An 11,700-nucleotide genomic window follows, 5' to 3' on the forward strand; every position below is an offset into this window, starting at 1 on the left:
TGCCTCGGCTTCAGGCAACCTATTGCGGTATTCAATGAATTACGCAAGGCAGCCTAATTTAGCGAGTGGTGCACTTCGGAGTTGAATTCGCGGGAGGTTTTATGGCACTTATTTATGAGGTTCAGGTTCGGGGAGCGGCCAAGGTGTTGGTACATGAAGTCAGCTCCCGCGCGGCCGCCGATCTATTGGTTTATCGAGTCGACAGCCGCGGCGCTACGCACAATCAGGATAGCCTCTGGTGTCAGGTGGCGAGCCGCTCAACGGCCACATCACTCATTCATTGGGTCAGCCATCGCAGCGCAGCTGATCTGCTGGTGTATTTTGTCAGCAGCCGCGGAGCCAGCGGTTGGCAAACCCAGCACCCGCTCAAAGGCCGTTTGTAACCGAGCTGCGTCTAAATCCAGGTAAAAAGGACGTCGGGAAGGTGAAAGAATGGATATTGGAAAACAGCCTTGGCTGCGTTGCTAAGTCGGGGCATAGCGTTGGATTACTGCTTTGATGATGACAGTGAATTCGGAGATTATGCTTGCTTGGCGGCGTTGATCTTCGGTCACAACCCAAAAAGGTTTAACCAGCTGTATGCCGATGGTGTCGAGCAGGCGCTTGTCGACAGTTTCGATTGGTCGTTCTTGCTTACCGAGCATGAACTGACTCTTGAGCATATTGAAGCCCTTAAGCTGTTGTCCCGCAGCGCTACGTTACCCATAGATGAGATTGGCGAATGCCTGTTAGAAAGAGAAGATGAAGCACTGCTGGCTGCTTTTGACTCCCTGCGCTGATGTCTTGGGCTGAAGAACTTTATCAATCACGGCGCGAATGGCTGTTGAGGTTGTGAGCGGGAAACTCTGGGTGTTGTAAGAAACTGCCGACTTTCAAGGAGCGAAAAAATATGAATCTACTGCTGCTCAGTAATCACCAAAGCGCAATCGGCCATAAGGCGCTAGCGTTTGTTATTGAGGCTTTGGGGCTTAAAGGACAAGTCGGTGGTTACATAGGTTCAGAGCCTGACCCCGAGGAAGATTTCTACCGGCCAACACAGGCTTTTTATCAAGGCCTTGGCATAGGTCTCAACACCTACCTGGATTTTGAACAGGGCTTTAATGACACTGCGATGCAGACGTTGCTGGATAAGCCTTTAGTGCATCTCTCTGGCGGGGATACTTACCGTTTTTTACATGGATTGCATAGCCGCAATCAACAGCAGAAACTCAAGAGTTATGCTGCATCCGGACATCTCTTATTTGTGCCCCATGTGGTTCATTCGCAGAGCCGAGATCAATCCCATGGCCTCAGCCAAAAACAGCGTGCAAAGCAATTGGCTAAGCGGCATGGTTTGCCCGTTTATCTCTGCTCGGATGAAGACGCGCTGGCCATTATTGATGGCTATCTTCACTGTTTTGGCGCGCCGGAGATCATCCTGCCAGAGGCTATCGCCTGAGCCCTGCAGTGCAGCAGTGCCCGTTCATCGGGATGACAAATCCCATTTATTGGGGTAGTTTGAACATTATTGATGGCTTATGCCAACAAGGCCTTAAGGAAGCAAGGCATCACCCAAGAGGAAGCAAGGATGGCAGCAGAACTGATCAAATCGTCAATGACTACAGTGCAGAATGGAGTGGCCAAAGCCGATGGCAAAATCTCCTTGACCGGCAATGAACTCAAGTTTGTGCCTTTCAATCAGCAACTGGGGCTGGGGCCCTATACACTCAAGCGCGATGATATCTGCGCGGTAGAAAAGTGTCTGGCTACTGGCGGCGGTATTTTCCCCATATCGGCAGATGCGCTGCGGGTCATTCTCAATGATGGCAAGCGTTATGAGTTTATTCTGGCAGATACCTCAGAGTGGCTTACGCTGCTGTAATTTTGTGCCTCTTTCGGTAAAAGCGGCATAGTCGGGAGCTGGGTATGAAAGTACTGACGATGGCTCAAGGGCAATGGTACCTGTTGGAGCATGAAGGGCTGTTATATCTGGATGTGCTTTGCCGACATAGCAACCGCTTTATGATCCAGCTCAATGAGCGGGAAGTGGCAGAGTATCGCCGCTCCGGCAATCTATTTCTCGAGCAACTGGCCCGGAATATTCAATATGCAGTACCTATCCTCAAGGGGGCACGCTCCAGTTTCCAGGGGCGGGATCAGCTCCGTCAACTGGGGGAGTTGGCCAATACCGCGGAACGTGAATGGCTGGCGGCTAAAGAAGCTGAGCAGTGACTACCAGAGAAACAGCCTCAAAATGAGATTTTATCAGGAAAGCCGTGCAAGCCGTATTTAAGCAAACCGAGGGCGATGACCTCGAGGCCGTTATTGAAGTAGCGGGCAGTAGCTTGCTGTGATGAACGAATTCGGCAGTGACAGCCTGACTTATGGTGGTGGGCTTTGTTATCGGAAGATATTTCCGGAAAAATACTCATACTGTTGCGGCGATTTTTGGGGCTCAGCGAATAGCTGGTGTGTCTCTCGGGATTGCAATCATGCTATCAAAGGCCGCATAATCGAATACGGCCTTGCCCAGGCTTCATGCCGATACCTAAAGGCTTTCAAAACAAGGTCACGGAAAACCCAAGGTTTTGTGACAGTTATTCTGATAGGAAAAGGAATTTTACCTCAATGCTTCTGCAATCTTTTATAGAGCATCTGCCACCCGGCGCAGATATCAAATCAGTATCGGCGCCAACTCTTGCCAAATATCGGGACCATTTGCCCGAGTGCTTATTGGAACTGTGGCAACAACATGGCTTTGGCCACTATGGTGATGGTTTAATCCAACTTATTGATCCGGATGAATACCTGGACAATCTCTGGGGCTGGCTGATGTTGGATGAAGACATGAGTCGCATCCCGTTCGCTATCAGCTGTTTTGGCGACATTTTTTATTATCGGCTCCTTAGCGATGAAGGGGATGAAGATATCGCCTTTATCGATCCCCACACTTCGCAGACAGATGTGCTCACCTGGAGCATGGAAGACTTCTTCAATGACTGGTGTTGTGACGATGAAGTGCAAACCAGCTTCTTCAGGAAGAAGGAACTTCAACAAGTCAGTGATCAGCAAGGCAAGCTGCAGCCGAACCAGATCTACTTTTACACCCCGGCACTGCGTCTCGGGGGAGAGCCTGCCGCTGATAAGACTCAAAGAGGCGATGCCAGAGTGCAACTGGACTTCTTGCTGCAGTTGGCACTGGAAGCCTAACCGCGAGAGCAGGATGAGAAATTGAACCGGGTAGCGGTCATAGTTTACTGCCGGGTCTGTTTGTATACGCTCGGCAAGCTGGTTTTGTCGGCGCACTGGGCCATGTTTATCGATTCCCCCTCCATGCTTGGCGTTGTTACGCTCGCGCTGGGTTGTTGCATAATCATCAACTGATTTGCCGCACCATATCTGTTCTGTGGTGCCGAGCAGCAAGTGGGACAAAACGCCGGATAGATAAATCGATATAGTGGAAAAGTGAGCCAAGCAGAGAGTTCTTATGTTTGCCCATTTGTTTCGAAAACGAAAAATAAGGCAATATGCCCGTAAGCTATCCAGGGATTTGCTAAAGCATTATGGCAAGAAGAGATATTATTCCAGAAATCAGCTGGAAAGGGCCTTAATCAGACAAAAGCTCGGGCGTCCTCCTAAAGCCTGTGATAGCAATGGCAGGATTTCGACCAACGAATATTATGCCTATGCCATGTACTGCTCACCGGCCGAGTTTTCCCGTATTTCGATGCAACCATCCATAACTCAAGGTCCCAGTGAGCCGGACTATGGTCAACTGAGAAGGGAAGCTGCGGAGGTTATCTTTGGTCGGCCACAGGATTTTTCTGTCGCTTGCCTGCATGATGCCTGTACAGGCCATAGTGCAGCGGAAGCCGCCGCTGCGGATCCGGGGTATGATTCTGGCGGTGATTAAGCTAGTTGGTCTTTGCTTCAGTGATAACTTCTCTTGGTTGACGGTTCGTTCGGCGAATGTCGTAAACCGGGTCAAAGAATGAGAAGCTTATACGCAGGGAGAGGGCAATGCCGGAACTATTGATCCAGCTTGTGCTGGGTTTTGCGCTGCTGACGGGCGTTTTGGGCTGGTTTGCCTTGATGTTTGCCTCGCTTCCCGGCGCCGAGCTGCATCGCAGTTTGTCTATGCGTCTGGTGCGAGGGTTGTTTTACAGCTATCCCCTTTGGGTGTTGGTGCCGGTATATCAGCTTAAATACACCTTGGTGGCAAGCTCTGTGGATTTGCTTTGGGGGATAGTCCCAATGCTGCCTTTGCTGTTGGTTTGGTTGATATTTACCCTTCAGGGGCGGGAGCTTAAACGGCGGCAACAATTAAAAGCGGTATCAAAGCCCACGACCAAACAGGAGTAGAAGGGCAAATATGGCTAAACCAGAGGCTGTTAATGCCCAAGTGATACCCATAGCCCATCGATACCCGCAAGAGTGGCCTAACAATCAAGGAGGTTTAGATGGTGACTATCGCCGAGCTGCAAGCTTTTATCGAACGCGAGCTGCCACATAGCGGCATTGTGATTGAACATCTGGGAGATAAGTCGGCTAGAGTGCGTAAGCCGATAACTCAGGCGCACTTGCGCCCCGGTGGTACTGTCTCTGGGCCGACCATGATGGAGCTGGCGGATATTGCCATCTATGTCGCCTTGCTGGGGGAAATAGGCATAGTGCCTCTGGCGGTAACCACTAACCTGAATATCAACTTCCTGCGTAAACCCAGCGCCGAGTGTGACATAGTTGCCGATTGTAGGCTGCTGAAACTGGGTAAATCCCTGGCGATTGCCGAAGTGTCTGTGTTTTCAGATGGACACAGCGAAGTTGTGGCTCATGCCGTGGGCACTTATTCCATTCCGCCGACGAACTAGCCGCTAACTCCATTCAAAAATTGTTGCAGCCCTTGTGACTCTATCCTTCCTCGGGCTTTGGTCCTGTTCAATGCCGAACTCGATAACTGTGATGTATTGTTTTTTGGGCCTTCGGCATCCAGGGAGTATCTGCAACCTGACCAAGTATTTTCTGGATAGGTGCTTGCCTACTTCATCTAGTTTGCGACTCAGTCATGAAACGGCTTCAATAAAATTAAAAAGGCTCCTTTTGGAGCCTTTTGGCTTATCTAAGGCTAAAACTGGTAGGTGACAGAGACCCCAAAGTTACGGGGATCGACTATCGCCGCATAGCCATCCGGGTAGTTACGGGCTGCCGGAGAGCGACTCAACACGGCTTTCTCATCAAAGGCGTTGTTGACGAAGGCGTTGAAGATCCAGTTGTCTGTCTCATAATTGAGCGACATACGTGCCAGCACATAGTCACCGGCAACTCGTTCCTCTGTGTTCTCAAAGTCACCATAGTACTCACCGACATAGTTGGCGGAGACACTGAAGGTAAGCTGATCTGTCAGCCAATACTGGGCACCGAGATTGGCGGTCCTTGAGGGGGCCGAATCCAGTTCATTGCCCTTGGCAGAGGCATAACCTTCTCCAGGTTCCTTGATTTCCGAACTCAACAGCCCAAGGCCGCCGTGCAGGCGCAGATCCCGGGTCAGCATGGCTGAGGCTTCAAACTCGGCACCATAGGTAATCACCTTGTCCATGTTGATAACCCGTCTGGCAGAACCTGTGGCCTGATATCCATCGTAGTCGTTGTAGAACAGGTTGGCGCTCAGGTTGATATTACCGCCATCCAGGCTGGTTCTCAGCCCAAGTTCATAGGCGTTAACGTACTCTTCATCGTAGAAGTAGAACTCATTCTCCGGAAAGCCTATCGCCGCACCGGCGGCGTTGTAGCCACGGCGACCGCTTAAGGAGACTGTGGTCTCGGCATTGATATCGTATTGCAGCACCAGCTTGGGCAACTTGATGGTCTTGCTGTTGTCCAGGGTGTCTTCTATGGGCGTTTGCGGCTGCTTCATCCAGAAGTTACGCAGCTGGGATTCCCGTTCGACCCGGCCTCCGGCAGTGATCCTGAAGTCGTCGGTGAAGTTATAGGTAAATTCGCCGAAAACCGCCTTGGAGTCACTATTGTCGTCGCCGCGATAAACCGAACCACCGATACTGTTGAAGTCTTGATCGCGCTTGAAATAGTAGAGGCCGATAAAGCCGCTGTAGAGTTCGCTGCTAAGGCCAAAATGCAGCTTGGTTTCAGCCGTGGTGTTGGACTCCTTCATACTCACCACTTGCTCGGTAGCAGGATCCTTGTCATAAGTATCCATCACCCAGTTGTAGTTCATTCTGGCCAGCAAGAAGTCGACCGAGAAATTGTCACTGATCCTGTAGTCCAGCTTGATGCTGCCGGTATCTGATTCAGTGTCCATGTTTCTGGGGTTGATGGGCTGATACTTCCAGGGATCGTCACCACTGAAGTATTGCCGTCCCGTGTTGCCGCGCTCATGGTTTTTGGAATAGCTGAGCATGGCCTTGAGGCCGTCAATAGCTGCGGGCTCCCACAGGAGTTTGGCTCTTATTCTGTCTGTGTTGAGCTTATTCAGATCAAAGCCAGGCGGGTTAGCTTCATGGATAACAGGGTTGGCGTAAGTTTCACCATCGGTATGCTGCGCCGACAGGCGAAAGGCCAGCTCATCTTCAATCAAAGGGCCGGAGATAGCGGCGGCCGAGTCTATATATTGGCTCTCGCTGCGATAACCCACCCGAGCGGCACCCTGCCAGTCAAAAGTCGGATCCTTGGTCTTGATAAACATGGCACCGCCTATGCTGTTGCGGCCATTGCTGGTGGATTGGGGACCACGAAACACTTCAATCTGCTCTATGCCCCACATGCCGGTATCGCCGGTCAAATCCGCCATAAAAGGTTCTGCCACTCCGTCGGTTATGGTAGATACCCGGGTCTTGGCGCCGCCGGAAACCCCACTAAAGCCGGTGGCGGCGCCGTTACCGGAAACCCCACGGATATTGGGCATCTGCCCGGACAGCACTACCAGGTTGGGGATTTCAGAGATGGCGTCGTGCACCGACAGGTATTGCAGTGTCTTAAGCTGCTCTTCCGTGATGACAGATACAGATGAACTCACGTCTTTCAATGATTTCTCTGTCTTTTCCCCCAAAACGACAATTTTTTCGATTGATTGATTTCCGCGCTCGACAGCATCGTCGGCAAAGGCCGGTGATGCCAGCATAGCGAGCAGCAGGGCGTTGAGCTTAAACGTGTAGCTAGGCATGAGTATCTGTCCTGATTAACAAATGAAGTGATTGAGAAAATAAGCGTTAAGTGGGGGCAAATTTATAGATATGAAATTACGATCGCAAGTGATAATTATTATCATTTGATAAAATGTGATCGAATGCAGGGGTACTTTTATCTAACCGGGACAAAATGGATACACGAAATGAGTGGCCGCAGACGTTGGAATAGATGGGGCAAGTATCTGAGCGCTCACAAGGTGAGTTGCCAGGGTTAAGTTTGCTCTTTGAGGGAAGATATGAACAAAAGGCTTGCCGCCGCTTTGATAATCCGGCCTTTACAATTAACCGGGCGCAGTTGAGGTTTACGGCTACTTGAAGGCCACACTCCGGATAAGTGAGCATGGCTTACCTGAGGGGGGTATAGTCGTTTGGCGCCCGAACTCCATTTCGGGCCAGGCCCAAGGAGAACAGACAGCTATTAAACCGTCTGCTCGGTCTTGGGCGCGCGTTTGTGCCGTTTATGCCTTGATTGTTTATCATTGGGAGGCCGATTCTTTGACGGTTTTCCCATTGGTCTATTGGGTGAATGTGTCGCTTTTTTGCCTGTAGCTTGTCTTGGGCTTTTGCCTTCGGCATCCGGTTTTCTTCGTAATCGGCAATGTTTGGGAATTCTGGCTATCACTTCGGCAAACAGGTTTCTGTGTTTCCCGGCGGCGCCAGGGCGACTCAGAAACTCGAGATCGCCGAAGAAGAGCAGGCTTTGCTTGGCGCGGGAGCAGGCCACATTGAGTCGTTTCCAGTCGAGAATAAAGCGCAGGTTGCCCCGGGTTCGCACTGTGGAATAACAGACTATCTCATCTTCGCTGCCTTGAAAGCTGTCCACTGTATTAATGCGGATATTGAACTGACCCAGGCGATATTCCCCACTTGCCGCGGGCGATGATAACTCGCTCATCAGGGCACGGATCAGTCGTTTTTGGGCGCCATAAGGGGTGATGACGGCGATGCCCAGAGGCGTGGCAGGCTGATGAGTCACCCGGCTCTCAGTGGTGTTTTCCGGGAGATTATTTTTGTCTGCCAGATTCTTGATAAAGGTGACTATCGCCTCGGCTTCTTCGCGATTGTACTTACTGGTGCCTTCTTGTTGCTGTTGACCGGCGACATCTTTCCAAATCAAGGTGTGCGGCAGGACGAAGTCTTGTTCATTCAGTTGTCGGCCGTTGAACAGTTGTCGCTCACCGTCCGGGCTGTAAAAGAGCTCGGCGACCAGATCGCCTATCTTTTCCGGCATTCTGAACTGTTCAGCCAAAAAGCTTTTGCTTGTGGGCGGCAGTTGTTCATATAGGCCTTCAAAGAAACTGGTTTCCAGGAAACATTCGTTCAAAAAGGGTAATTCGTCATTGGCTTCATCTGTTTGCAGTAGCGGCGCAACGCTGGGAGGCAGTTGGAAATGATCGCCAATCAGTATCACCTTGCGGGCTCTGAGCAGAGGGATCATGAGTTCGGGTACCGTGGAGCGACCGGCTTCATCAATGATCACGAGGTCGAACCTGAGCTGATCTATGCTTTGACGTCTGGAGGCCAGTCCAACGCAAGTCGCGCCAACCAGATTATGATCTGCCAGTAACATCCAGTTGAGCTCTTTATCAAGCCTTTGTTGTTCCTGCTCTGCGCCCAAAACGCCGTAAAGCCAACGGTGAGCCAGCTCAGGCAAAGGTTCGGCTTCGGTTGTACAGGCCAGGGCACTGCGGCGACTTCGCTGTTCAAAGTCATTCAGTTTTTGTTTAATGGTGTAGTCGCTGAGTTTGCCACTGACCTTGTCATCGGCCCCAATTCTCAATAGCCGTACATCTTGCTGCTCCAGCAAGGCTTGGTGTAAATCAATAAAGCGTGCCAGGGCGTTGTCTACCGCCGCATGTTGCTGCGATACCAATAATACCCGGGTCTCTGGACTATGGTGGAAAATCTGGTGCAGCATCTCCACTATGCAAGTGGTCTTGGCGGTACCGGGTGGCCCCTGGATCAGAGCAAGATACTGCTCACTGAGTGCTGTGCGGATAACCTGCTTCTGGCGTTCGGTCAGTTGGGTATTTTGCCAGCAAAGATCTTCGCGCAATCTGTGTTGCCAGAATGGATCCTGTTGCGGTGTATAGCTGCCCGGTGCCAGAAGTATCTGCTTTAGCCTGGGCTCGACCAAGGCATCGTTACGAAATGCATCCAAAGCCGCTTGTTGTCGCTGAAGCGCGTCGTCAAACAGCTTGAGACTGAGCCGCAGGCATGTTTTTGTTGCACCGACCTGAGTGGATTGCAGCTCTTGGGCCCATTTTTGCGGTAGCCTCAGCTGCATACTATCGGAATCGATAGTCACTTCGAGGCGGTTTTGTTGCCGGGCGGGAAGGGGATTGAGCCAGACAAATTCGCCTGCGGCGGTTTCGCCCCAGTATTCGAGGGTGCAACGAGGCGAAAAACCACTGCTTTGCTGCGCTTTGAACCCGGCTTTGAAATCCGCCAGCAGCTGGTGCTGACTGTCATCGACGATAAAGTGCAGCAGTAAGTCCTGCTCTTGCTCCTGCAGCTTGTCGGCTTGTCCCACCAAGGTGATATCCAACTGCGCCTGCTGATAATCGAGTACGCTTTGCCACTGACCCAGCATCTTCAGTTGCGCCATCCGCGTCTGGCTGTCGGCTTCACTGCTGCTCAAGTGGTTGATAAAGGCGACAAGGGCACTGATACCATCCGGATTGGCCAGCACACTGGACTCAAGAGCACTGTCTGCCGGGATCAACATAAAGGGCAGCTCATACCCCTGACCTCTGTCTTCAAAGTCTTCGACATCGCTGACCCGCAAACAGGCTTGCTTGGTATCAATTTGGCAGTTCAGCGCCAGAGTGTGGCGGGCCAGTCGTAAGTCACCACTGTCCTGTTCCATATCGGAATGGAGCAAGCGCCAGGGCGTTGGATCATCCGCCCGCAGCGCCATGAGCTCCTGCTCAGAAAATAGCTCTGAAGGCAGGTAAAGATAGAGTGAGCCTTCATCTGTGCCGCCGAGTTCGGCCGTGTCCAGCATATTGAGTTGAATTCTTCCCCGGGATTGCTGCTGGCCGGGACTTGCATCCAGCGTCAGGTTGTAAAGCTCTGGCCAGGCTTGTATCTGTTGGCCCGGTAGCAGTTCCAACATGGGGTTGGGGGTCATCTGCCTTGGCAGAAAGGCGGATATGGCCTTGCCTTGAGTATGGGCCAGATAACCTTTGGCTACCCGGCGTTCAATTTCGAATGCCATTGGCCTGGCAGACATTATCGCCTCTACCCAGGCGACACCTCTGGCGACACAGGCATAGAATAACCGGGTGCCATTTTTGCCGCTGCGTTGGCGAGTTATTTGCAGCGGAATGGCTTGTGGATCGTCATAGCTGAAAAACAGCTTGCGCTGCAGGTCGTTGCTCCAGCCCTGCAAGCCCAGGTTATTGCCAAGATGCAGCCTGCTGTTGAAGGGCAGGTCTTTATCCAGTTCATCTTGCTCTACCAGCACCACTTTCCCGACATAGAGCCATTCTGCGGGTAAGGTCGGGCTCGGTGGCGTAAGCTCATCCAGGCGTTTTTTGAGTTCAGATACTGAAGGTTCGGTGTCGAGCGTATCCCGCACGGCTTTGAGTTGTGCCAGATACCAGTCGAGATAGTCTTTGTAGGCAACCAGGCGGCTGCGGGCATCTTCTACCTGACAATAACTTTGCTGCAGCGCCCGGCGCCGATAGGGGCTGAGCCCCTCATCATTGAGCTCTGTGGCTATTTGCTCGGGTAGCAGTTGGAGTTCGGCGTCTATCAGGCTGACTTTATTCAGCAGCTCATAATATTGAGCTTCCATTTTGGAGCAGAGTTGCTGCAACGATTGACTCAACTGTAGAGCTTGCTGCCTGTCGTGCTCTGCCGCCATACTGCTATAACGCCAATTGAGAGCGTCTATGTCTCCGCGCAACTCGTCGTGGCGCTGATGTTCTTTAGCTGTGGCTCTATCGAACAACCAAGCGGTCGCAGTTGCTGTGACAGTAACCCCTATGCCTATGATGATGGCTGGCAGCACTCAATAAACTCCTGGATTAAAGGTTCGGCAATTTATGCAACAGTTGCAGCAGCTGATATTCTTCATCGCTGGCTTCACCCAAACTCACCTTATGGCGCAAAATCTCAATCGTCTGCTCGCGACTTTGATGATCCTGTTGCCAGCGTTGATGGGCCTGTTCATTGAGTTGATGTTCATTGTCGGCCTTGAGCCTGTCGAGGGCGATTTCCTGACTGCGCTCCTGGTGTTTGAGTTGCGCCTGACGTAATTCGTTGTCGGACAGCTCTATCTCTTTTAACGCTTCGGTTTTTACTCTTTCAGTTTCCGCTCTGGCAGTTTCCAGTTGGTTGTAACTCTGATAAGCACTGACCGCCTCTTTGGCTAGTGCAACGACTTCTGCGCCGCTTAGCTCCGGGGTTTTACTTTGTGGTTTGGCCGGGGACTTGGTGTTAATTCGGCTGGGAGTTTTCATTTGTGTGTGCCCTCTGAACTTCAATAGCCTTGATTTAGGTGACTAGGGTTGAC

The 11,700-nt window shown here is 51.6% G+C and carries 12 protein-coding genes; 9 read left to right on the top strand and 3 right to left on the bottom strand.

The genetic code is table 11. The features are described from left to right. The first annotated feature begins 101 nt into the window (after positions 1-101). From ACMHXE_RS08735 to ACMHXE_RS08775, 9 genes are all read left to right on the top strand, one after another. A complete protein-coding gene (locus ACMHXE_RS08735; protein ID WP_101055910.1) occupies positions 102-383 on the top strand; it encodes a DUF6150 family protein in 282 nt (93 codons plus the stop codon). Between the two features lie 69 nt (positions 384-452). Continuing rightward, on the top strand, positions 453-779 hold the full coding sequence (locus ACMHXE_RS08740) for a hypothetical protein (RefSeq protein ID WP_413732005.1): 327 nt from the start codon (positions 453-455) through the stop codon (positions 777-779). Positions 780-889: 110 nt separating this feature from the next. After that, entirely contained in the window at positions 890-1,438 is a 549-nt protein-coding gene (locus ACMHXE_RS08745; RefSeq protein WP_413732007.1) for a hypothetical protein, read from the top strand. A 129-nt stretch (positions 1,439-1,567) separates the two neighbouring features. Continuing rightward, positions 1,568-1,861, top strand: coding sequence for a hypothetical protein (locus ACMHXE_RS08750; RefSeq protein WP_025889069.1), 294 nt, complete (start codon positions 1,568-1,570; stop codon positions 1,859-1,861). 44 nt (positions 1,862-1,905) lie between these two features. Continuing rightward, positions 1,906-2,211, top strand: a complete 306-nt coding sequence (locus ACMHXE_RS08755; protein ID WP_413732009.1) for a hypothetical protein — start codon at positions 1,906-1,908, stop codon at positions 2,209-2,211. Between the two features lie 396 nt (positions 2,212-2,607). Further along, a complete protein-coding gene (locus tag ACMHXE_RS08760; RefSeq protein WP_165565212.1) occupies positions 2,608-3,189 on the top strand; it encodes a GAD-like domain-containing protein in 582 nt (193 codons plus the stop codon). Positions 3,190-3,466: 277 nt separating this feature from the next. Then, entirely contained in the window at positions 3,467-3,892 is a 426-nt protein-coding gene (locus ACMHXE_RS08765) for a DUF6559 family protein (RefSeq protein ID WP_165565211.1), read from the top strand. 107 nt (positions 3,893-3,999) lie between these two features. Beyond that, positions 4,000-4,341, top strand: coding sequence for a hypothetical protein (locus ACMHXE_RS08770; protein WP_101055917.1), 342 nt, complete (start codon positions 4,000-4,002; stop codon positions 4,339-4,341). 98 nt (positions 4,342-4,439) lie between these two features. Next, positions 4,440-4,847 (top strand): PaaI family thioesterase, encoded by a 408-nt coding sequence (locus ACMHXE_RS08775; RefSeq protein ID WP_101055918.1) that lies wholly within the window; start codon positions 4,440-4,442, stop codon positions 4,845-4,847. Between the two features lie 254 nt (positions 4,848-5,101). On the opposite strand, the gene ACMHXE_RS08780 is transcribed toward ACMHXE_RS08775, so the two are convergent. From ACMHXE_RS08780 to ACMHXE_RS08790, 3 genes are all read right to left on the bottom strand, one after another. After that, complete coding sequence (locus ACMHXE_RS08780) at positions 5,102-7,153, bottom strand: TonB-dependent receptor (RefSeq protein ID WP_413732012.1); 2,052 nt, start codon at positions 7,151-7,153, stop codon at positions 5,102-5,104. A 443-nt stretch (positions 7,154-7,596) separates the two neighbouring features. Next, positions 7,597-11,196 (bottom strand): DEAD/DEAH box helicase, encoded by a 3,600-nt coding sequence (locus tag ACMHXE_RS08785; protein WP_413732014.1) that lies wholly within the window; start codon positions 11,194-11,196, stop codon positions 7,597-7,599. Between the two features lie 16 nt (positions 11,197-11,212). Next, on the bottom strand, positions 11,213-11,647 hold the full coding sequence (locus ACMHXE_RS08790) for a hypothetical protein (RefSeq protein ID WP_226565478.1): 435 nt from the start codon (positions 11,645-11,647) through the stop codon (positions 11,213-11,215). Between the last annotated feature and the right edge of the window lie 53 nt (positions 11,648-11,700).

This window comes from Shewanella sp. BJSY2023SW007, from assembly GCF_047314525.1.
In the GTDB taxonomy this organism is placed as follows: domain Bacteria; phylum Pseudomonadota; class Gammaproteobacteria; order Enterobacterales; family Shewanellaceae; genus Shewanella; species Shewanella chilikensis.

What these genes read in the sequence shown, in the direction of transcription:
- ACMHXE_RS08770 (WP_101055917.1), top strand. Translation starts at nt 4,000, where the DNA reads ATGCCGGAACTATTGATCCAGCTTGTGCTGGGTTTTGCGCTGCTGACG.
- ACMHXE_RS08775 (WP_101055918.1), top strand. Translation starts at nt 4,440, where the DNA reads ATGGTGACTATCGCCGAGCTGCAAGCTTTTATCGAACGCGAGCTGCCA.
- ACMHXE_RS08790 (WP_226565478.1), bottom strand. Translation starts at nt 11,647, where the DNA reads ATGAAAACTCCCAGCCGAATTAACACCAAGTCCCCGGCCAAACCACAA.
- ACMHXE_RS08760 (WP_165565212.1), top strand. Translation starts at nt 2,608, where the DNA reads ATGCTTCTGCAATCTTTTATAGAGCATCTGCCACCCGGCGCAGATATC.
- ACMHXE_RS08750 (WP_025889069.1), top strand. Translation starts at nt 1,568, where the DNA reads ATGGCAGCAGAACTGATCAAATCGTCAATGACTACAGTGCAGAATGGA.
- ACMHXE_RS08745 (WP_413732007.1), top strand. Translation starts at nt 890, where the DNA reads ATGAATCTACTGCTGCTCAGTAATCACCAAAGCGCAATCGGCCATAAG.
- ACMHXE_RS08755 (WP_413732009.1), top strand. Translation starts at nt 1,906, where the DNA reads ATGAAAGTACTGACGATGGCTCAAGGGCAATGGTACCTGTTGGAGCAT.
- ACMHXE_RS08780 (WP_413732012.1), bottom strand. Translation starts at nt 7,153, where the DNA reads ATGCCTAGCTACACGTTTAAGCTCAACGCCCTGCTGCTCGCTATGCTG.
- ACMHXE_RS08765 (WP_165565211.1), top strand. Translation starts at nt 3,467, where the DNA reads ATGTTTGCCCATTTGTTTCGAAAACGAAAAATAAGGCAATATGCCCGT.
- ACMHXE_RS08735 (WP_101055910.1), top strand. Translation starts at nt 102, where the DNA reads ATGGCACTTATTTATGAGGTTCAGGTTCGGGGAGCGGCCAAGGTGTTG.